The organism is Maricaulis virginensis (assembly GCF_027922185.1).
GTDB lineage: Bacteria > Pseudomonadota > Alphaproteobacteria > Caulobacterales > Maricaulaceae > Maricaulis > Maricaulis virginensis.
Map to the genome: position 1 here is coordinate 371,019 of NZ_BSFE01000002.1, position 19,687 is coordinate 390,705.

The following is a 19,687-nucleotide window of genomic DNA, read 5'->3' on the forward strand; positions in this document are numbered from 1 at the left end:
AATTAACCGTAAACCCGATTCTCCCCGCAGAAGGTGAGGCGAGGCGTGACCGGACCGGAAGTCCTCGATTTTGCGCGCGAAGCGATCTGGCTGATGCTGGCCATGTCGGCCCCGATCATGCTGGTCGGTCTGGCTGTCGGCGTCACCATTGCCCTGTTCCAGGCGCTGACCCAGGTGCAGGAGATGACGCTCGTCTTCGTGCCGAAGATCATCGCCATCTTCATTGCGCTGCTGATCTTCCTGCCGCTGATGGGTGGTCTGATGTCCGGCTTCATGACGGTGATCTTCGACCGGATCTCCACGCCATGATCCCGCAGGCGCCCGAACTCGTCTTTGCCGGCGGTCTCGTGTTTGCACGGATCGGTGCGATCCTGATGCTGATGCCGGGTTTCGGCGAGCCGAGCATTCCGATGCGCATCCGCCTGTCCTTCGCGCTCCTGGTGTGCGTGGTTATCGGACCGCTGATCGCGCCGCGCCTGCCGGCCCTGCCGGACCAGCCGCTGATGCTGGCCGGTCTGGTGATGGGTGAGGTGGTGACCGGGCTGATGATCGGTGCCGTGGCGCGCATCTTCATGTCGGCTGCAGCCGTAGCAGGCCAGGTGATCGGCATGCAGTCCGGCCTGGCCATGGCGCAGAGCTTCGACCCGTCGCAGGGCCAGCAGGGCGCGCTGGTCGCGACCTTCCTCAATCTCACCTTCCTGTTGCTGCTCTTCGCCACGAATACCCATCATCTCCTGCTCGCGATGATGGTGAATTCCTACGACGTGTTCGATCCTGGCCAGATGCCGTCGATGGCGGACGGCGCGCAATGGGCACTCAACGCCTTCATCGATGCCTTCAATATCGGCGTCCAGCTGGCCGCGCCGCTGATCGTGTTCGGCCTGGTCTTCTATCTGGCGCTGGGGGTGCTCTCGCGGCTGATGCCCCAGGCGCAGATCTTTTTTATCGCCATGCCGTCGAATATCATCGTCGGCCTGTTCATCCTCGCCATATCCCTCGGGGCGATGAGTGCTGTCTGGCTGGAGCGCATGCAGCGCTTCGCGACGGACATGAACTAGGGAGGCTGGTGTGGCGGAAGGCGAAGACGACAGCCAGAAAACGGAAGAACCGACACAGCGGCGTCTCGATGACGCCCGCGAGAAGGGCGATGTTGCCAAATCCCAGGAAATCCCGGGCTGGTTCGTGCTGGCCTCCGGCCTGGCCCTGATCAGTTTTGCTTTCCCGCCCATGGCCCGCGCGCTCGCGGCGGACATGCAGGTCTTTTTCGCCGAGCCGCACAATTTCGATGTCGATCCCAATGCCGTCATGCGGATGATGCGCGATACGGCCTGGCATGTGACAGGCATTGTCGGTCTGCCGATCGCGCTTCTGGCAGTCGCCGGTTTCGCCGGTCACTACGTCCAGCAGGGCATGCTGTTCACCACCGAGAAGATCCAGCCCAAGCTGGACAAGCTGAACCCGATCGAGGGCTTCAAGCGCAATTTCGGTCCCCAGGGCATCGCCAACTTTCTCAAGGGTATCGGCAAGATGGCGCTGGTCGCGGCGGCAGCCTTCGTCGTGCTCTATCCCAAGCGCGAAATGCTGGCCGGCCTGCCGGCGCTCGACATCGCCTCGGTACTCGCCATCGTTCGCCAGTCGGCGATCGAGCTGATGCTGGCCGCGCTGATCGTCTACGCGATCATTGCCGGGCTCGACTACATGTTCCAGCGGCAGAGCTTCATGAAGCGCAACCGCATGTCCAAGCGCGAGATCAAGGACGAGCTGAAGCAGTCCGAAGGCGATCCCATGGTGCGCGCCAAGCTGCGCCAGATCCGCCAGGAACGCTCACAGCGCCGCATGATGGCCCAGGTGCCGGACGCGACGGTGATCGTCACCAACCCGACCCACTATGCCATCGCGCTGAAATACGAGCAGGGGGTGACCCCGGCACCGATCTGTGTCGCCAAGGGCGTCGATGCCGTGGCCCTGCGTATCCGCGAGATCGCTACCGAGCACTCCATTCCCATCGTCGAGGATCCGCCGCTGGCGCGCGCCCTGCATGCGACAGCCGACCTCGATACGGAAATCCCCACCGAGCACTTCCAGGCAGTCGCCAAGGTGATCGGTTATGTTCTCTCGCTCGCACAGGGACGCCGCGCACGCTATCGTCCGAGCGAGTCGACCGAATAGGCTCACGCCTTCCACCGATCCGTGCCGGAGCATCCCATGGCCGAGACGTCTGCCCCCGAACCCAAATCCCGCAAGCCGCTCTGGTCGCGGCCGATCGGCCGGGTGGCCTTCTGGGTCTGCGGCGCCATCGCCGTGGTCGCCTTCGGGGCGGCGGTCGTTGCTGCGGGCGAGGATGGCTGGCAGGGCTTTGTCTATCTGTCGGGCCTGGCTGCGGTCGGTTTCCTGGTGCTGTACGCCATCGCCGCCGGCGAGACGGCGGGGCGCAATCTGCGCCGCAAGATCGAGAAGAATCGTGCTCCCACGCCCGCGGCGCTGGCTTTCCGGGCGATCGAGACCTTTCCCGAGCCCGTGCTGATTTCCGACCGGCGTGGCGCGCCGCGCTGGGGCAATGCGGCTTATCATGCGCTGGCACGCAAGGCGGGCGGTTTCGGCCAGAGTTTCGGTCTGCCGACCATTGACCGCCTCTGGGCCGGAGCCGGTGGCGGCGACGGCACGGTCTACCGTCTGGCGCGGGCCGCGGCCCGTGGCGAGGGGGCCTGCGAGAGGATGCCGCCGCTCGATCTGGGCGAGGGCGATATCCGGCGTTTCCACCTGGAGGCTTCGCCACAGGCCGACGGGCTGATCCTGTGGCGTCTCGTCGGCGCCGGTGAACGCGGTGGCGAAGCCGGCGCGGAGCCGGTGTCCGCCGACTGGAGCCTGCATGCACCGGTGGCGCTGTTCTCCCTGCGCGCCAATGGCGACATCGTCGGCGGCAATGCCACTTTCCGCGAGTGGCTGGGCCTTACTGAAGGCGCGCCTTTCCCGTCGCTGCGCGATATCCTGGCCGGCGACGGCGCGCGCAGCGTGCTTTACAGCCGCGGCGGCGAGGGCGCTGCCCGGATCGACGCCCGCCTGAAGGCACGCGACGGTATCGAGAGCCCGGTCGCGATCGTGGTCGAATGGCTGCCCGGCGAGGGCGCGCTGGGGCGGGCCGTGATGTACGGCCTGTCGCGGACCGGTGCGCCTCCGGGCGTGGCCCAGTCCATGGCCGAGAGCTGCACGGCGGCGGGTACGGCCATGGAAGACATGTTCGCCACCACGCCGTTCGGCGTGGTGCGCCTGGACGGTGCCGATCCGGAAACCGCCATCATCGAGGATACCAATCCGGCGCTGATGCAGCTCACCGGCGGCCGCGCCATCCCCGGCACGCGTTTCTGCGACCTGTTCAACTGGGATGACGGCCGTTCGCCGGTCGATGCCTTCTCAGCCGCCATGGCCGGCAGTGGCGATCCGGCCGAAGCCCGGCTGGTGACGCCGGACGGTCAACTCTATGTCCATCTCGCCTTTGCGCCCGCCCGTGGCGGCAAGCGCGTTGCCTACGTTATCGACGTGACGGCGTGGAAGGAGATGGAGCGCCAGCTCTCCCAGTCCAACAAGATGCAGGCAGTCGGCCAGCTGGCCGGGGGGGTGGCCCACGACTTCAACAACCTGCTCACCGCCGTCCGGCTGAATACCGACGAGCTGCTCAATCGTCATCCGGTCGGCGATCCGGACTATTCCGAGCTGCAGGCGATCAACCAGACCGTCGCCCGCGCTGCCGGCCTGGTGCGCAAGCTGCTGGCTTTCTCGCGCAAGCAGACCTTCCGCATGGAGACGCTGGATATCGGCGATCTCCTGTCCGACGTTTCCGTTCTCCTGCGGCAGATCGTCGAGGAGACCGTAAGGCTCGACATCATCCATGGCCGTGACCTGCCGATGATCAAGGCCGACAAGGGCCAGCTGGAAACGGCCATCATCAACCTGGCCGCCAATGCCCGCGACGCGATGCGCGAGAAGGGCGGCGGCACGCTGACCGTGAAGACCTCCCGTGTCAGCGATGATGTCGTGCGCAATGCCGGCGCTCCCAATCCGCGCGAGGGCGACTGGCTGTCGATTGCCGTCACCGACGAGGGCCACGGCATGGACAAGGCGACGATGGAGAAGATTTTCGAGCCCTTCTTCACCACCAAGGAGGCGGGCAAGGGCACGGGGCTTGGCCTCGCCACCGTCTACGGCATCGTCAAACAGTCCGGCGGCTTCCTGTTCGCCGATTCCGAGGTCGGTGTCGGCACGACTTTCACCATCTACCTGCCAGGCCACGAACCGACCGAGGAAGAGACGGTCGAACTGCGCGAAGCCGAAGCCGAGAAGACCGTCGAGAAGGCGCCCGAGGACCTGTCCGGCCGTGGCCGCATCCTCCTGGTCGAGGACGAGGACGCGGTGCGGGCCATCGCGGCCAAGACGCTCGCCAAGCGCGGCTATGACGTGGTGGAAGCCTGTGACGGCGAGGAAGCCTATGAAATCCTCGAGGATGACGAAGAAGGGTTCGACCTCCTGATCTCCGACGTCGTGATGCCGGGCCTCGACGGTCCCGGCCTCCTGGAAAAGGCCCGTGACATGCTGGAAGGCACCCGCGTGGTGTTCATTTCCGGCTATGCCGCCGAGCAGTTCTCCGACACGCTGTCCAAGGAACAGGATGTGAGCTTCCTGCCCAAGCCTTTCACGCTGACGCAGCTGGCCGAGAAGGTGAAGGAAGAGCTGGGAGAGCAGGCGGGGTAGGGGCGACCCCCTAACTTCACTGGCAGCTTCTTGCTTCGGTGGATCGTCTCTCTTGGCAGATAAATCCCCTGCAGTCGCTATTGATTGTTTTGTATAAACATGCAATTATAAGTAGATTGTGGAGGCGAATATGCCGACGTTCCGGGTGCGCAAGCAGGTCGATGCATATGTGAACTACGTTGCCTTTATTGATGCCCCAGACGCCGAAACAGCGGTTGACTGGGCATATGACGATGGTGGCAGCTATGACTGGGAGCGGGACGGCGTGACCGAATTCGATGACGTACGGGTAGCTGTCATCGACAATAGTGGTGATGAGGTGGAGGGTATCTCGCGCAGGAATGCATGAGCGCCTGTCGCTATTTGAACAAGTTTTCGATTGCCCCGGAGAGGGGCATCGCTAGTTTCAACGCGTATTAATCGCTCCATAGTAGAGACACGCATTGAAGCTGAAGTTCGAGGAAGCGCAGACGCCGTACCAAAGCGGCGCCCAGTCCGCTCGCGTCTGGACGGAACAATGGGCGGCGACGGAACTATATTGTCCAGGATGCGGGTCTCGTCCTCTCACCGGGTATGAGAACAATCGGCCGGTTGCCGACCTCCATTGCGGGGGGTGCGCTGAGGAATTCGAGCTAAAGAGTTCGAAGCGATCATTCGGAAAGAAGGTTGTCGACGGTGCCTATTCGGCTATGTCCGAAAGGCTGTCGAGCGGGAGCAATCCAAGTCTGCTTTTGCTTGCCTATGACCGGGACCGCTTGGCGGTAAAGAACCTGATCGTGGTTCCCAAACACTTCTTCACAATGGGGATCATCGAAAAGCGAAGGCCGCTCGGTCCCAATGCACGGCGTGCCGGCTGGGTTGGCTGCAATATCCTGTACGACCGCGTCCCCAAAGCAGGGCGCATACCGATTGTCGAAGACGGGCATCCGCTTCCGCAGGACGAGGTTATATCCCGTTGGCGGCGCAGCCTTTTTTTAGCGGACAAGAATGAAGCGTCGCGGGGATGGCTCGTTAACGTCATGCGCTGCGTGGATGCGTTGGAGCGTCAGGAGTTCACGACGGACGATGCCTATGGGTTCGCGGGTGAACTCCAGGCGATCTATCCCAACAACCGCCACGTGAAAGAGAAAATTCGCCAGCAGCTACAGGTCTTGCGTGATAATGGCTGGCTGGAATTTGTCTCACGCGGTCGCTACAGAATTGTCGGCAGATAGCGGCCGCCTGTGCTGCCCCGGCCCCTACCCCGCCTTCCTCTCCGTGTGCAGGCGCACCCAGTCGGCGAAGTCGGCCATCAATTCCTTGACGAAATCGCGGCTTTCCTCGTCGACGAGGCGGCCGTCCTCGATCTTGCTGCCGGCCTTCATCACCAGCACTTCGTCATAGGGCAGCAGCGGCATGGCATTGTAGAACACGACCTGGCGCAGATGCGCCTGGGCGCGGGCGGTGCCGAAGGGGCTGGGCGAGGCGCCGATGATCGCGGCGGGCTTGCCGGTGATCGGGCCCTCGCCGGTCGGGCGCGACAGCCAGTCGATGGCGTTCTTCAGGACGCCCGGGATCGAGTAGTTGTATTCCGGCGTCGCGAACAGCACCCCGTCTGCCGGGGCGATCTTCTCGCGCAGCGCGGCAACGCCGTCCGGCCAGCCTCCGGCCTCGGTGTCCTCGCTGAACGGTTCGATATCGTGCAGTGTGAGCAGGTTCACTGTCACCTTGTCCGGGGCCAGTTCGGCCGCGGCCTGCAGGGCCGCCGTGTTGAAGGAATCCTGCCGCAGGCTGCCGGAAATGCCGGCAATCGTGATGGGGCGGGTCATGACACACCTCCTCTATTTCTAGTGGTTGCGCAGGGCATCGATCAGCGCTGCCTTGTCCATGCCGGAGCGGCCTTCGATGCCGATCTCCTGCGCACGTTCGTAAAGCTCCTCCTTGGTCCACTCCTCGTAGGGCGGCGACTTGCCGCCGGCCTGCATCGGCCGGTCGCCGGCCGCTTTTGCATTGGCGATACGCGCGGCCTTTTCCTTGCTCATGCCCTCGTCGCGGAGCTTTTCGTAGAGTTCGTCATCCTTGACCGAGGGGCCGGGATCTCTCTGTGGCATGGCGGGACCTTTCCGTTGCGGGTGTTGGGGTTCATGACGGCCCGTTGCCGGCCGAGAATTCCGGCACCGGACGTTCAGCCGCTTCCGCGGCCGTTTGCGCTTCGCCATTGGCAGCGATGTCCTCGAGCAGCCAGTGCATCTCGTCGATCTCGCGCCGCTGGGCCTCGATGATGCCGTCAGCCAGCTCGCGGACGCGGACATCGGATATTTCGGCGCGTTCGGAGGTGAGAATGGCGATCGAGTGGTGCGGGATCATGGCCCGCATCCAGGCTTCGTCGTGGATCGTGGTCTGGCTTCGTGTGAGCCAGAGCGCGGCGAGAAACACCACCACACTACCGGCATAGATAGCCAGATTGATCCGTGAGCTGCGGTACATGGACAGCATGAAGGACAGCATCACCACGGCCATGGCCGCCCCCATCATGAAGGTCATGAAGAAGCGTGTGCGCGAGAAATGCACGTGGTCGGCCGTGTAGGTGTTGAGATACTTGATCGCGAACATCACCACCATGGAGGTGAGGATCATCGCAGCAAACTTCAGATAGCGTTGGGCAGTCGGGGACATCGTGCGAGCTCTGTGCCGGCTTGTGCCCATGCAACGGGCGCGGGACCGGTGGAGTTCCGTTGCATCTGTTTGCTCGCCCCCGGGCATCTCCTGTTCGAGACGAGAGGGAGCTACTCATGCTGCGAACAGTCATCATGGCCGCGGTCACGCTTGCAGCCGCCACGTCCGCAACACCTGCCCAGACGCCACCGCGGCCCGAACCGGTCGCCGAAGTGCTGATCCTGGGGACGTATCATTTCTCCAATCCGGGGCGGGACCAGTACAATGCGCGTGCTGATGACATGCTGTCGGAGCGCCGCCAGGCCGAGATCGCAGACCTGCTTGACGGTCTTGCCGTTTTCGCGCCGACCATGGTCGCCGTGGAGGCCGGCCGGTCATCTCCCATCAATGAGGGCTACGCCGCCTGGCGGGCGGGCGAGGCCGAGCTGTCAGTCAATGAACGCCAGCAGATCGGCTTCCGCATGGCGGATCGCATGGGGCTGGACCGGGTTGCGCCGATCGATGCCGATCATCGTTTCATGGCCTATGAGGACCTGCTGCTCGCCTACCAGCAGCTGGCGGGATCGGAGCCGGATCCGCACCTCGCCGCTGTCGAGGCGGCGACCAATGCGCTCGGGCGCGGCTTCACGGCCGAGACCGAGGCGCGGCAGGCGGCGCATACCGTCGGGGAAGTGCTGGCCTGGATGAATACCGACGCGGCGCTCGACGCCAACCTGGATTTCTATCTCGCCTACCAGATCCGCCGCTGGGAGCCCGATGGCAGTCCCGCTGGCGCCTATACGGTGGGCAACTGGTACACGCGCAACATCCTGATGCTGCAGAATCTGCTCTACGAGCTGGAGGGACGAGAGGACGAACGCGTTCTCATGATCGTCGGCCAGGGGCATGCGGCGATCCTGCGCGATCTGGTGGCGGCCTCGCCCTGGCTGACACTGGCCGATCCGCTCGACTACCTGCCGGATGTGCCGCCGGCACCGGCGGTGGAATAGTGTTGTAACCTAGATGCCTTGGGCGTCCAGCAGGGCCCGGTATTCCCGCACCTTCTCCACATAGCGCACTGGTTCGTGGCCGCGGGCATAGCCATGGCGCAATGTCTCGTAATAGCGCGGGTCCGAGAGCAGGGGGAGGGTGCGGGCAAGGTCGTCCCAGGAGTTCTTGTCGCGCCCGAGGCGTTCGGCGAGGGCCCGCGCATCATACATGTGCCCCATGCCGACATTGTAGGCGGCGAGGGCGAACCAGATCCGGTCCTCGCCCGTCACCCCGTCCGGCACGCGCTCATAGAGATCGGCGAGATAGGCCGTGCCCCCGGCAATGCTCTGTTCGGGGTCGTTGCGGTCCTCGATGCCCACCCGGCGCGCGGTCGACAGGGTCAGCATCATCAGGCCGCGCACGCCCGTCGCACTGACGGCATCGGGATCCCAGTGGGATTCCTGATAGGCCTGCGCCGCCAGCAGCTCCCAGTCGAAGGGCAGGTCTGCGGCGGCCCGTTCGAAGGCCGGGCGGTATTGCGGCAGACGGCTCTGCACACGGCGTACGAAGCGCGCCACATCGACATAGTCGAAAGCGCCGAAACGGCCGAACCAGCGTTCGTCCAGATCGGCGAGCAGGCCGGTTTCGTGCGCCGAGGCGAACCAGTCCGCCATCGCCTGGTCCAGGCCTTCGATACGGCCCGTATGGGCCCAGGCGAGCGGGCGTTCCTCGGTCAGCGTCATGGCGACATCGAGCTCGGGATGCCGGCGGCGCGCGAAGTCCGCGAGATGGCTGTCCGAGACGGTACAGTCGAACGTGCCGCGATCGACGCCTTCCAGGAGCGGCATGGCCGAGCCGGCGGTTCGCGCGCTCCAGCGCACCCCCGGCTGCTGCCGCGCCAGGGTTTCCAGCGTTTCCTCGTAACTCGATCCTGCCAGCACGCGGATCGTGGTGCCCGGCAGAGCGTCCGGCGTGGTCGGCTCGCGCCCGCCGCGCCGGCAGATCAGCTGCTCGGTGACAGACTTGTAGGCCGGGCCGAACGAGACCCGTGTGCGCCGTGCCGGCGTGACAGTGAGATTGGCGGCGGCGATATGGCCCTCGCCGGCGTCCAGGCTGTCGAACAGGCTGTCGATGTCGCGCCGCGGTTCGAACCGGGCGGCAACCCCCAGACTGTCCGCGAACGCCTGCGTCAGCTCGACCTCGTAGCCGGTCGGCATGCTGTCACCGGCCTCGAAACTGGTCGGTCCCTCCAGGGTGAGCACGACGAGCTCGCCCCGGGCCTGGACATCGGCCAGAGAGGTGTCGTCCAGACCCTGCCGGTCCGGCGCGCACTGAACGAGAATGAGCCCGGCAATGACGGCCAGCACCGCCTTCGCCACTGACAGAAACGGACGTCCCATGATCCCGGACTGTAGCGCGAATGCGCCGTTGTGCAATCGGAATGTACCCGTTTGTTCCGTTTTGTTAACCATAAATGTTCCACTTGTGTTCCCGGAACAAAACTGGTACGCCTGACATCGGTTGCCCGCACCCCGGGGGCGTGAAATAAGGGATGAAGGCTATGAGCAAGGGCGCGATTCGACTCGTGAAGGACGACAAAAACACCGACAAGCAGAAGGCCATCGAGGCGGCGCTGAGCCAGATCGACAAGGCCTTCGGCAAGGGCTCCGTGATGAAGCTCGGCCAGCGTCCCTCGATGGATATCGAAGCGATTTCCACAGGTTCGCTGGGGCTCGACATTGCCCTGGGCATCGGCGGCCTGCCGAAAGGCCGGATCATCGAGATCTACGGTCCGGAAAGCTCGGGCAAGACCACGCTCGCCCTGCACACCGTCGCCGAGGCCCAGAAGGCCGGCGGCGTCGCCGCTTTCGTCGATGCCGAACACGCGCTCGACCCGGTCTATGCCGGCAAGCTGGGCGTTGATGTCAGCGAGCTTCTGGTGTCCCAGCCGGACGCCGGCGAACAGGCGCTCGAGATCGCGGATACGCTGGTGCGCTCCGGTGCTGTCGACGTCCTCGTGATCGACTCCGTGGCGGCACTCACGCCACGCGCCGAGCTGGAAGGCGAGATGGGCGACAGTCTGCCGGGTCTGCAGGCGCGCCTGATGAGCCAGGCGCTGCGCAAGCTGACGGGCTCGATTTCCAAGTCGAAATGCCTGGTGATTTTCATCAACCAGATCCGCATGAAGATCGGCGTGATGTTCGGGTCTCCGGAAACCACGACCGGCGGTAATGCGCTGAAATTCTACTCGTCCGTCCGTCTCGATATCCGCCGCATCGGTGCGATCAAGAACCGCGATGAGGTGATCGGCAACCAGACCCGCGTCAAGGTGGTCAAGAACAAGGTTGCGCCGCCCTTCCGCGAGGTCGAGTTCGACATCCTCTATGGCGAAGGCATCTCGAAGATGGGCGAGCTGCTGGACCTCGGCGTCAAGGGCGATGTGATCGAGAAGTCGGGGTCCTGGTACTCCTACAATTCCGAACGCATCGGTCAGGGCCGCGAGAATGCGCGCCAATTCCTGCTCGACAACCCGGATATCTCCGACGAGATCGAAAAGAAGGTGCGGGCCAATGCCGGCCTGATCGCCAACGAGATGCTCACCGGTCCCGATGCGGACGACGAGGTCGCAGCCGGTTGATCGTTCCGGACTGGCGGAAGGATGAGGCGCAAGCCGGTCTTTGTTGATTGTCTCTGGCGCCGGCGGGTTGGCAGTCTGGCTGGTTGAAAAGGGCCGGAGAACGGCAAGCGCCGGCGCGGAACAGGCTCCAGCGACACACCGCTCCGGCAATCGCAGCTTGATTGTAAACGGGTGCTTGGCTAGGCCGGGCACCCGTTTCTATATGATATCCAGAAAAATCGGCGGGTTTGCGACCATCATGGTCTCGCCCGCGCCCGCAACACGACGGACCGTAATCCATGGCCAGCCTGCGCGACATCCGTGCCACCTTCCTCGACTATTTCGCGAGCCACGATCACGAAGTGGTGCAATCGGCTCCGCTGGTGCCGCAGGACGACCCGACCCTGCTCTTTGTCAATGCGGGCATGGTGCCGTTCAAGAATGTGTTCACCGGCAAGGAAAAGCGCGCCATTCCGCGCGCGACCTCGTCGCAGAAATGCGTGCGCGCCGGCGGCAAGCATAATGACCTCGACAATGTCGGCTATACGGCGCGCCACCACACCTTCTTCGAGATGCTGGGGAATTTTTCCTTCGGCGACTATTTCAAGGAGCGCGCGATCAGCCATGCCTGGGAGCTGGTGACGAAGGAATTCGCCCTGCCCAAGGACAAACTTCTCGTCACGGTCTTCTCCGAGGATGACGAGGCCCGGGCGCTGTGGCGCAAGATTGCCGGCCTGCCGGACGAGAAGATCATCGGCATCTCCACCTCCGACAATTTCTGGTCCATGGGCGATACCGGTCCGTGCGGTCCGTGTTCGGAGATCTTCTTCGACCATGGCGAGGACATTCCGGGCGGCCCGCCCGGCTCGCCCGACGAGGATGGCGACCGCTTCATCGAGATCTGGAACCTCGTCTTCATGCAGTTCGAGCAGATCGATGCCGACACCCGGATCGACCTGCCCAAACCGTCCATCGACACCGGCATGGGGCTGGAGCGGATCGCGGCGATCCTGCAGGGCAAGCACAATAATTACGATGTCGACCTGTTCGCCAATCTGATCCACGCCGGTGAAGACGTGCTCGGTGTGAAGGCGCAGGGCGATGCCCTGGCAAGCCACCGGGTCATCGCGGACCATCTGCGCTCGACCTGTTTCATGATGGCCGATGGCGTGTCGCCGTCGAATGAGGGGCGCGGCTATGTGTTGCGCCGGATCATGCGCCGCGCCATGCGCCACGCCCACCTGCTGGGCGCGACCGAACCGGTGATGTGGAAGCTGGTGCCGGCCCTCAAGGCCGAGATGGGCGATGCCTATCCCGAACTCGGCCGCGCCCAGGCGCTGCTCGAAGACACGCTGAAAGTCGAGGAAGAGCGTTTCCAGCGCACCCTCGGCCGCGGCCTGTCCCTGCTTGAAGAGGCCACCGAAGGTCTGGGCGAGGGCGGTGTGCTGCCCGGCGAGACGGCGTTCAAGCTCTATGACACCTACGGCTTCCCGCTCGATCTCACCCAGGATGCGCTTCGCGCCAAGGGTATGACGGTCGACGAGGCCGGTTTCGACAAGGCGATGGACAAGCAGCGTGCGGATGCCCGCGCCAGCAAGTTCTCCTCCGGCGATGCAGCGCCCGAAGCCGTCTGGTTCGGCGTGCGCGACACAGCCGGGGCGACGCAATTCCTCGGCTATGACGGCACCGAAGGCGAGGGCCGTCTGGCCGCCATCGTCTCCGGCGGGGCCGAGGCCGGCAGCCTGGCGGACGGTGAGACAGCAGAACTCGTCTTCGATCGCACGCCCTTCTATGGCGAAAGCGGCGGCCAGTGCGGCGATACCGGCGTCATCCTGTTCGAGAACGGTGCCGTGTTCCGGGTGGAGGACACGCAAAAGCGCGCCGGCGATCTGCATGCCCATATCGGCGTTCTGGAGAAGGGCGCGATCAAGGCCGGTGACACGGCGCGTCTCTCGGTCGATGCGCCGCGCCGCGTGTCGACCAAGGCGAACCACTCGGCCACGCACCTGCTGCACGCTGCCCTGCGCGACGTGCTCGGACCGCACGTGACCCAGAAGGGCTCCTATGTCGGTCCGGACCGGCTTCGCTTCGACTTCAGCCACAACAAGTCGGTGACAGCCGAGGAGATTGCGGCGATCGAGGCGCAGGTGAATGCCGTGATCCGCCAGAATGTTGCCGTGTCGACCCGCGAGATGAGCCCGGATGCGGCCATCGAAGCCGGCGCGCTGGCCCTGTTCGGCGAGAAGTATGGCGACAAGGTGCGTGTGCTCACCATGGGCCGTGCCCTGGCCGATGCCGACACGGCCTATTCGGTTGAATTGTGTGGCGGTACCCATGTCGACCGCACCGGTGATATCGCCCTGTTCAAGATCGTGTCGGAAAGTGCCGTCTCGTCGGGCGTACGCCGGATCGAGGCGATGACCGGCGAGGGCGCCCGCCGCTATGTCGACGAGCAGATCGGTTTCGGCCGGGCTGCGGCCGATGCGCTGAAGGTCACACCGGCCGATCTGGCCGCGCGCGTCACCTCCCTGATGGAAGAGCGCAAGAAGCTGGAACGCCAGCTCGCCGAAGCCAAGAAACAGCTTGCCATGGGCGGCGGCAGCGGCGCCGCGCCGGCCGGTCCGGAAGAGATCGCCGGCACCAAATTCATCGGCCGCGTGGTCGAGGGCGTGGGCGGCAAGGATCTGCGCGGCCTGATCGACGAGGCGAAGGCTTCGATGGGTTCGGGCGTGGCCGCCTTCATCGGCGTCAATGAGGGCAAGGCGGCTCTGGCGGTCGGCGTCACCGATGATCTTACCGGACAGTTCAGCGCGGTCGAGCTGGTGCGCGCCGGGGCCGGTGCTGTCGGCGGCAAGGGCGGGGGCGGCCGGGCCGACTTCGCCCAGGCCGGCGGTCCGGATGGCGCCAATGCCGCGGCCGGGCTGGATGCCATCCGCACGGCGCTGGCCGGCTGATGTCCCGCAAGGCCAGACCATCCGCGTCCCGCGATGTCCAGCTAACCGGCGACAAGGCGTTGGCGCGGCAGGTCGCGTCGGCGCGGGAGGCCTTCAACACCGCGCTCGACGCGCGCGACATGCCTGCGATCGCTGACGTGCTGAGCGAGGAGGCGATGCTGGTGCCAGGCGACGAGGCCCAGCTGATCACCGGCCGCCAGGCCCAGCTGGACGCCTGGGAAGCAGTGTTCGCCAGCATGCCGGACATCGCCTATGTCCGCGCACCGGCCCGCATCGAGATCAGCGAGGATGGATTGCTGGCCGCCGAAACCGGCCGCTGGCGGGGCAGCTGGTCGATGGACGGGATGTCGGTGCGCTATTCCGGCCGCTACTTCGCCAAATGGCGCCATGACGGCACCGCCTGGCGCATCGAGGCGGAAACCTTCGTGACCATGAAACGCACCGGCGGAGCCGGCTAGCGGACTTCCTGCCGACCCAGGGCGGACGGATTCACGCGCTCGATCCGGTTGGTCCAGATGCCGCCCGAATAGCCGTCCGGCAACGCATCGAGAGCATCCAGCGTATCGATGCCGGTGGAGTTCATCGTCGCCCGGTCCAGATCGCCCATCACCCAGACAAGTGTGTTGGCATCCGCCATGCGCTGTTCGAGCCGCCGGGGCCAGCCCCAGGCGAGGCGCGCATAATTCTTCGGCAGTATCAGCACGGTGTTCCGGCAGGCCTGCGGGACAAAGCCGCTCCACCCCGTCAGCAGATAGCGCAGGGCACAATCCTTCAGTCCGCGCCGGGACAGCTGGCGAATGCCCGGCCGCAATTCAGCGAGGCGGGTCAGGGGTGCGGGCGCTCCCACGACGATCAGGCGTTCGGGGTCGATGTTCCGCGCATCCAGATAAACCGCGAGGCGTTCGGCCTCGTGCGGGTCATTGCTCTTGATATTGATCACGAAACGGCGTCCCGGAAAGGCATCGAGAACCTCGCCGAGCGACGGGATGAGGCCGATGCCGGTACCGCGAAGCGGGTAGGTCGCGCCGTCATCCGCCGTATAACCCCAGCCCGCATCCAGCGAGCGGATTTCCGCCATGCTGTGCTCCCGGGTGATGCCGGTGCCGTCAGTGCGGCAATCCAGTGTCCAGTCGTGAAAGACGGCAAACTCGTTGTCTGTGGTGGGGTGGATATCGATCTCGACGATCTCTGCGCCGGCGTCGAATGCGGCGCCAATCGCGGGGAGGGTGTTTTCGATGAAGGTGTGCGTGATCGGGGCGATGCGCGTGGCCGTGCAGTCCTGCGGTCCGACGCCGGTCGGGTCGAATGTCTGATGCACCCCGCGATGGGAAATGAAGTAGGGCTGGTCCGGTTCCGGCGCCAGCCAGGATGCGTTGCCCAGATAAGCGGCGAGCACCGTCGCACCGATCGCGGCAACGGCAAGGCGGCCATATCGCATGAAAATCCCCTCGATCGTCTGTCCCTGATGCGAGGGTGGCGCGGAAATCGGGCCAATGCGCGGCTGAAAACGGACACGGCCGGGGCTTGAAGCCGGAATTTTCAGGGCCGGACTGTCACAAAGAAGGCCATCCGTCCGTCTGGAACCCGAAAGCAAGGGAGTTCCAGATGATCCAGCGCAGTCTTCTCTATCTCGGTGCCGTCTTCTATTTGCTCAATGGCGTCAGAATGATCGCGGATCCGCAGGGCTTTTTCGACGGCACGGCGGGTGTCAGTGCGACCGGCGGATACAATATGCATTTCATCGTCGATATCGGATTTGCCTTTCTGGTCTCCGCCGGGGCGATGGCGGCCGGCGTCTGGCTGCGCCAGCGCAGCCTGATCCTGGCCGGGCTGGCCTGGCCGGTCCTGCATGCCGCTTTCCACACGGCAGGCCTCGCCATGCACGGCGCGGTGTCACACGCCGCCTGGGTGGTCGAGACCGGCGGGGTGATCCTGCCGGCGCTGGTTCTTGTCGTTCTTGCGCTGCGGGTGCCGCTTGCGGGGCTGGGTACAGGCATGCCGCGCCTGGTGCATGCGGGGCTGCGGCGTTTCGAGGCGCAGTGGTCCTACGATGCCGCTTATCTGCACCGGCTTGTCGATACGGTGCCGGACAGCGTGCGCTTCCTGACAGCCTTGCAGGGCCTCTCCGGTCTTTCCAGGCAGGCTCCGCCCGCGCTGCTTCATGGTGCCTCGCTGGCCGCATCGCTGCACGAGGATTGCGGGCCTTGCGCACAGATCACGATCGACAAGGTCTGTGCCGACGGTGCCGAGCCGGAAACGGTGCGCGCGCTTATCCGGCGGGACTTCGGGCGGGCCGATCCGGTGTCCGCGCTCGGATTCAGCTATACGGCCGCGGTCCTGGCTGGTGAAGCAGAGGCCATGGCGATGCGCGACGAGATCGTCAAACGGTACGGCGAGGCAGCGTTGTCGGAACTCGCGCTGGCGGTCGTGGTCTCGCGGACCTATCCGACGATGAAGACGCTGACGGGCTTCGGCGCGGCCTGCCAGAGGCTTGACGTGGCCGGCCAGACCGAAACAGTGGCAGCCGCATGACCGCTCTTCAAACCGACCTGTCGGCCTTCCAGGCCGAACGTCCGCGCCTGATCTCGATTGCCTATCGCATGCTGGGCGAACGGGCGGCCGCCGAGGATGTGGTTCAGGATGTCTGGCTGCGCTGGGACCGTGCCGATACCGGCGAGGTCGCCAATCCCCAGGCCTGGCTGACCGCTGCCACCACACGGCTGGCGATCGATGCCCTGCGCAAGGCGCGGGTGCGCCGGGAGGCCTATACCGGTCCCTGGCTGCCCGAACCCTGGCTGCATGACCCTGCAGACGATCTGCTGGCGCGCATCGAGACGGCGCAGCAGGCCGAACTCGCCCTTCTGTGGGCGATGGAGGCCCTGACACCGCGCGAGCGTGCGGCCTTCATTCTCCACGAGGCCTTCGACACCGGCTACGAGGCCCTGGCCGGGGTTCTGGATACCACCGAGGCGGCCTGCCGCCAGCTGGTCTCGCGAGCCCGGCGCAAGACGCGCGGGGGCCCGGCACGCCCGGGAAGCGCGCCGGAGGCCATCATGGAATTGCTGGCGGGCATCATGACGGCCTATGCCAGGGGCGATATCCGGCAGATTGCGGCGCTTCTGTCCGAGGAGGTCGTCGCGATCAGCGATGGCGGCGGCAAGGCGCGCGCAGCCCTGCGTCCGCTCATGGGGGCGGCAGAGACCGCGCAGGTCATGCACGCCCTGGCGACGCGAAAACCGCCGGACCGGGTGCCGGATCTGGTCTGGATGAACGGCCGTCCGGCGATCGGTATTCTCGACGGGGGCGCGAGTGATTTCCTGATGACCGTTACGCCGGCGGTGGACAATCCGTCCCGCATCGGCTGGATCTATGTCATGCGAAACCCGCTGAAACTGCCGCTCTAATTCGCTGCATTGCTCATGGTGCGGGCGGCGGCGAGCCAGGCCCGGGCCTGCGTTTCGTGCTGGAAGACACGTTCCTCGGTGGTCAGCCTGTTGCGGCTGGCCAGCTCCCAATAGGTCAGCGTGGCCTTGGAAAACGGGTCGTTGCAGACAATGGCGGCGCGGCGCTTGTGCGACGGTCTGGCATCGTCATTCTCGCGCATGGTGTCCATCATGCGCGTCACGGAATCGGCCCGGATATCGCTCAGCGAGACATGATCGAGAATGGTCAGGAAGTCATAATCGTCCGACCAGCCGGGCTGGATCCGGGCCATGGCGAACACGGACAGGAGTTCGTCGGGCGCGAGCTTTCCGGATATGCGGTAGACGCACAGACCGTTCTCGGCTTCGAAGTCGATGCTGAAATTCACCCTGCGTCCCCGTGCCCGGCAGCGGGCTGTCCTTTATGACAACTTTCCGAGTATCGGCGCTGGGCGCTCAAAATCAAGGTCGCGCGTTACTCGTCGACGGTTTCCAGCGCTTCGTCGAATTCTGCCGCGGGAACAACAGGGCGCGACATGGAGAAGCGGCCGGACCATCCGCGCGTCCGCCATATGCCGGCGATCATGTTGCCATCGGCACTCAATTCGCCCGTATAGGCCACGGAATGAATGGCGCCGCCCGTACCGTCATACGTCTTGGTGAGGGAGACGATCCCGTCCCTGCAGGCGCCCTGGACATGGGCAAACAGACGCGCTGCGCCGGGCATTGCGAACGTGTTGGGCTCGTCGGTCCGGCCGGTCAGCAGGCCGCCGCGATCGTCGATACTGGCGATGAACGTCACAGGCGCTTCGCCGAGCGGATAGCCGTACTCGCCGAACCAGACGCCGGTCAGGTCGTTTGTCATCCTGGTCCCTTGCACGGCCCAGTGGTGTCGTTTGAGACCGCACCCGTCAAGGGGAGGACACAAAAAAGGGCGAAGCCGCCGGCTCCGCCCCTCTTGAGGTTCGTCCGATCGAAGGATCAGCCCCAGTTGGCCATGGCCTTCTGGAAGTTCTCGTCGACCTTGTCCAGGAAGCCCTCGGTGGACAGCCAGCCCTGCTGCTCGCCGACCAGAAGTGCGAGGTCCTTGGTCATGTAGCCGGCCTCGACGGTCTTGATGATCGTGTCTTCCAGCGTCTTGGCGAATTTCTGCAGATCTTCATTGCCGTCCATGCGGCCGCGATGGGTCAGGCCCTGCGTCCAGGCGAAGATGGAGGCGATGGAGTTGGTCGAGGTCTGCTCGCCGCGCTGGTGCTGGCGGTAGTGGCGGGTGACGGTGCCGTGCGCGGCTTCTGCTTCCACCGTCTTGCCGTCCGGCGACATCAGCACCGACGTCATCAGGCCAAGCGAGCCGAAGCCCTGGGCGACGGTGTCGGATTGCACGTCGCCGTCATAATTCTTGCAGGCCCACACAAAGCCGCCGGACCACTTCATCGCCGCGGCGACCATATCGTCGATCAGGCGGTGCTCGTAGGAGATGCCCTTGGACTGGAAGGCGTCCTTGAATTCGGCGTCGAAGATTTCCTGGAACAGGTCCTTGAAGCGGCCGTCATAGGCCTTGAGGATGGTGTTCTTGGTCGACAGGTAGACCGGCCAGCCGCGCTGCAGGCCGTAATTGAACGAGGCGCGCGCGAAGTCGCGGATCGACTCGTCCAGATTGTACATGCCCATCGCGACGCCGGCGCCCGGGAAGTTGAACACTTCGTATTCGACCGGCTCACCGCCGTCTTCCGGTGTGAAGGTCATCGTCAGGCGGCCCTTGCCGGGAACCAGGAAGTCGGTCGCCTTGTACTGGTCGCCGAAAGCGTGGCGGCCGATGACCATCGGCTGCTGCCAGCCGGGAACCAGACGCGGGATGTTGGAAATCACGATCGGCTCGCGGAAGACAACGCCGCCGAGGATGTTACGGATCGTGCCGTTCGGCGAGCGCCACATCTTCTTCAGGCCGAATTCCTCGACGCGGGCTTCGTCCGGTGTGATCGTGGCGCATTTCACGCCGACACCGTATTCCTTGATCGCGTTGGCGGCGTCGATGGTGATCTGGTCGTCCGTCTCGTCACGCTTGGTGACCGAGAGGTCGTAGTATTTCAGATCAATGTCGAGATAGGGCAGGATCAGCTTGTCCTTGATCATCTGCCAGATGATGCGGGTCATCTCGTCGCCGTCGAGCTCGACGACCGGGGTATCGACTTTGATCTTCGCCATGGGTGTTCTGCTTTCTTTTCGGACGTACGGGACCGTGCGCCCGCGGGCGCACGAGAGAATTTGCGCGCTCTCTAGCATCGGTCATTGAGTCAAGGAAGGCCCGGCCTGAAAAAGCGCGC

20 protein-coding genes are annotated in these 19,687 nt (G+C 64.7%); 12 read left to right on the top strand and 8 right to left on the bottom strand.

From position 1 onward, the window contains the following. The first annotated feature begins 45 nt into the window (after positions 1-45). The 6 genes from fliQ to PKE71_RS05280 all read left to right on the top strand — a co-directional run bounded on the left by fliQ (position 46) and on the right by PKE71_RS05280 (position 5,960). Positions 46-309 (top strand): flagellar biosynthesis protein FliQ, encoded by a 264-nt coding sequence (fliQ, locus tag PKE71_RS05255; protein WP_271185914.1) that lies wholly within the window; start codon positions 46-48, stop codon positions 307-309. Beyond that, a complete protein-coding gene (gene fliR / locus PKE71_RS05260) occupies positions 306-1,058 on the top strand; it encodes a flagellar biosynthetic protein FliR (RefSeq protein ID WP_271185915.1) in 753 nt (250 codons plus the stop codon). Before fliQ ends, fliR begins: the two co-directional genes overlap by 4 nt. Before the next feature lie 10 nt (positions 1,059-1,068). Further along, positions 1,069-2,169, top strand: a complete 1,101-nt coding sequence (flhB, locus tag PKE71_RS05265; RefSeq protein WP_271185916.1) for a flagellar biosynthesis protein FlhB — start codon at positions 1,069-1,071, stop codon at positions 2,167-2,169. 36 nt (positions 2,170-2,205) lie between these two features. Continuing rightward, the gene (locus PKE71_RS05270) at positions 2,206-4,746 is read left to right on the top strand and encodes a hybrid sensor histidine kinase/response regulator (RefSeq protein ID WP_271185917.1); all 2,541 of its coding nucleotides are present in this window, start codon (positions 2,206-2,208) and stop codon (positions 4,744-4,746) included. 130 nt (positions 4,747-4,876) lie between these two features. Beyond that, entirely contained in the window at positions 4,877-5,095 is a 219-nt protein-coding gene (locus PKE71_RS05275) for a hypothetical protein (RefSeq protein WP_271185918.1), read from the top strand. A gap of 94 nt (positions 5,096-5,189) precedes the next feature. Continuing rightward, positions 5,190-5,960 (top strand): DpnI domain-containing protein, encoded by a 771-nt coding sequence (locus PKE71_RS05280; protein WP_271185919.1) that lies wholly within the window; start codon positions 5,190-5,192, stop codon positions 5,958-5,960. A 24-nt stretch (positions 5,961-5,984) separates the two neighbouring features. Here PKE71_RS05280 and PKE71_RS05285 read toward each other — a convergent pair whose 3' ends face one another. From PKE71_RS05285 to PKE71_RS05295, 3 genes are read right to left on the bottom strand one after another with little or no spacing between them, the layout of a single operon-like run. Continuing rightward, entirely contained in the window at positions 5,985-6,554 is a 570-nt protein-coding gene (locus PKE71_RS05285) for an NADPH-dependent FMN reductase (RefSeq protein WP_271185920.1), read from the bottom strand. A gap of 18 nt (positions 6,555-6,572) precedes the next feature. Then, positions 6,573-6,836, bottom strand: a complete 264-nt coding sequence (locus PKE71_RS05290) for a DUF7218 family protein (RefSeq protein WP_271185921.1) — start codon at positions 6,834-6,836, stop codon at positions 6,573-6,575. A gap of 31 nt (positions 6,837-6,867) precedes the next feature. Beyond that, positions 6,868-7,401, bottom strand: a complete 534-nt coding sequence (locus tag PKE71_RS05295; protein ID WP_271185922.1) for a DUF305 domain-containing protein — start codon at positions 7,399-7,401, stop codon at positions 6,868-6,870. 116 nt (positions 7,402-7,517) lie between these two features. Here PKE71_RS05295 and PKE71_RS05300 point away from each other — a divergent pair, with 116 nt between their 5' ends. After that, the gene (locus tag PKE71_RS05300; protein ID WP_271185923.1) at positions 7,518-8,390 is read left to right on the top strand and encodes a DUF5694 domain-containing protein; all 873 of its coding nucleotides are present in this window, start codon (positions 7,518-7,520) and stop codon (positions 8,388-8,390) included. A 9-nt stretch (positions 8,391-8,399) separates the two neighbouring features. On the opposite strand, the gene mltF is transcribed toward PKE71_RS05300, so the two are convergent. Then, positions 8,400-9,770: a membrane-bound lytic murein transglycosylase MltF gene (gene mltF / locus PKE71_RS05305; protein ID WP_271185924.1), complete on the bottom strand. Its 1,371-nt coding sequence runs from the start codon at positions 9,768-9,770 to the stop codon at positions 8,400-8,402. A gap of 161 nt (positions 9,771-9,931) precedes the next feature. Between mltF and recA the strand changes: the two genes are divergently transcribed. The 3 genes from recA (at position 9,932) to PKE71_RS05320 (ending at position 14,399) form a co-directional block, all read left to right on the top strand. Then, positions 9,932-11,008, top strand: coding sequence for a recombinase RecA (recA, locus tag PKE71_RS05310; RefSeq protein WP_373878790.1), 1,077 nt, complete (start codon positions 9,932-9,934; stop codon positions 11,006-11,008). Positions 11,009-11,286: 278 nt separating this feature from the next. Then, positions 11,287-13,941, top strand: a complete 2,655-nt coding sequence (gene alaS / locus PKE71_RS05315; RefSeq protein ID WP_271185926.1) for an alanine--tRNA ligase — start codon at positions 11,287-11,289, stop codon at positions 13,939-13,941. Further along, entirely contained in the window at positions 13,941-14,399 is a 459-nt protein-coding gene (locus PKE71_RS05320; protein ID WP_271185927.1) for a nuclear transport factor 2 family protein, read from the top strand. The genes alaS and PKE71_RS05320 overlap by 1 nt, the downstream gene beginning before the upstream one ends. Here the strand turns inward: PKE71_RS05320 and PKE71_RS05325 are convergent. Continuing rightward, a complete protein-coding gene (locus tag PKE71_RS05325; RefSeq protein ID WP_271185928.1) occupies positions 14,396-15,379 on the bottom strand; it encodes a glycerophosphodiester phosphodiesterase family protein in 984 nt (327 codons plus the stop codon). The two genes, PKE71_RS05320 and PKE71_RS05325, sit on opposite strands and share 4 nt — an antisense overlap. Before the next feature lie 167 nt (positions 15,380-15,546). Between PKE71_RS05325 and PKE71_RS05330 the strand changes: the two genes are divergently transcribed. Further along, positions 15,547-16,473 carry a hypothetical protein gene (locus PKE71_RS05330; protein WP_271185929.1) on the top strand — a complete coding sequence of 309 codons (927 nt, stop codon included), beginning with the start codon at positions 15,547-15,549 and terminating at the stop codon, positions 16,471-16,473. After that, positions 16,470-17,345: an RNA polymerase sigma factor SigJ gene (gene sigJ / locus PKE71_RS05335; protein WP_271185930.1), complete on the top strand. Its 876-nt coding sequence runs from the start codon at positions 16,470-16,472 to the stop codon at positions 17,343-17,345. The genes PKE71_RS05330 and sigJ overlap by 4 nt, the downstream gene beginning before the upstream one ends. Here the strand turns inward: sigJ and PKE71_RS05340 are convergent. The 3 genes from PKE71_RS05340 to PKE71_RS05350 form a co-directional block, all read right to left on the bottom strand. Next, on the bottom strand, positions 17,342-17,752 hold the full coding sequence (locus tag PKE71_RS05340) for a hypothetical protein (RefSeq protein WP_271185931.1): 411 nt from the start codon (positions 17,750-17,752) through the stop codon (positions 17,342-17,344). The two genes, sigJ and PKE71_RS05340, sit on opposite strands and share 4 nt — an antisense overlap. Before the next feature lie 86 nt (positions 17,753-17,838). Next, positions 17,839-18,228 carry a hypothetical protein gene (locus PKE71_RS05345; protein ID WP_271185932.1) on the bottom strand — a complete coding sequence of 130 codons (390 nt, stop codon included), beginning with the start codon at positions 18,226-18,228 and terminating at the stop codon, positions 17,839-17,841. A gap of 116 nt (positions 18,229-18,344) precedes the next feature. Further along, positions 18,345-19,568, bottom strand: a complete 1,224-nt coding sequence (locus PKE71_RS05350) for an NADP-dependent isocitrate dehydrogenase (RefSeq protein ID WP_271185933.1) — start codon at positions 19,566-19,568, stop codon at positions 18,345-18,347. Positions 19,569-19,687 lie beyond the last annotated feature (119 nt).

What these genes read in the sequence shown, in the direction of transcription:
- fliR (WP_271185915.1), top strand. Translation starts at nt 306, where the DNA reads ATGATCCCGCAGGCGCCCGAACTCGTCTTTGCCGGCGGTCTCGTGTTT.
- PKE71_RS05270 (WP_271185917.1), top strand. Translation starts at nt 2,206, where the DNA reads ATGGCCGAGACGTCTGCCCCCGAACCCAAATCCCGCAAGCCGCTCTGG.
- PKE71_RS05275 (WP_271185918.1), top strand. Translation starts at nt 4,877, where the DNA reads ATGCCGACGTTCCGGGTGCGCAAGCAGGTCGATGCATATGTGAACTAC.
- PKE71_RS05285 (WP_271185920.1), bottom strand. Translation starts at nt 6,554, where the DNA reads ATGACCCGCCCCATCACGATTGCCGGCATTTCCGGCAGCCTGCGGCAG.
- PKE71_RS05290 (WP_271185921.1), bottom strand. Translation starts at nt 6,836, where the DNA reads ATGCCACAGAGAGATCCCGGCCCCTCGGTCAAGGATGACGAACTCTAC.
- PKE71_RS05295 (WP_271185922.1), bottom strand. Translation starts at nt 7,401, where the DNA reads ATGTCCCCGACTGCCCAACGCTATCTGAAGTTTGCTGCGATGATCCTC.
- PKE71_RS05300 (WP_271185923.1), top strand. Translation starts at nt 7,518, where the DNA reads ATGCTGCGAACAGTCATCATGGCCGCGGTCACGCTTGCAGCCGCCACG.
- mltF (WP_271185924.1), bottom strand. Translation starts at nt 9,770, where the DNA reads ATGGGACGTCCGTTTCTGTCAGTGGCGAAGGCGGTGCTGGCCGTCATT.
- recA (WP_373878790.1), top strand. Translation starts at nt 9,932, where the DNA reads ATGAGCAAGGGCGCGATTCGACTCGTGAAGGACGACAAAAACACCGAC.
- alaS (WP_271185926.1), top strand. Translation starts at nt 11,287, where the DNA reads ATGGCCAGCCTGCGCGACATCCGTGCCACCTTCCTCGACTATTTCGCG.
- PKE71_RS05320 (WP_271185927.1), top strand. Translation starts at nt 13,941, where the DNA reads ATGTCCCGCAAGGCCAGACCATCCGCGTCCCGCGATGTCCAGCTAACC.
- PKE71_RS05325 (WP_271185928.1), bottom strand. Translation starts at nt 15,379, where the DNA reads ATGCGATATGGCCGCCTTGCCGTTGCCGCGATCGGTGCGACGGTGCTC.
- PKE71_RS05330 (WP_271185929.1), top strand. Translation starts at nt 15,547, where the DNA reads ATGATCCAGCGCAGTCTTCTCTATCTCGGTGCCGTCTTCTATTTGCTC.
- sigJ (WP_271185930.1), top strand. Translation starts at nt 16,470, where the DNA reads ATGACCGCTCTTCAAACCGACCTGTCGGCCTTCCAGGCCGAACGTCCG.
- PKE71_RS05345 (WP_271185932.1), bottom strand. Translation starts at nt 18,228, where the DNA reads ATGACAAACGACCTGACCGGCGTCTGGTTCGGCGAGTACGGCTATCCG.
- PKE71_RS05350 (WP_271185933.1), bottom strand. Translation starts at nt 19,568, where the DNA reads ATGGCGAAGATCAAAGTCGATACCCCGGTCGTCGAGCTCGACGGCGAC.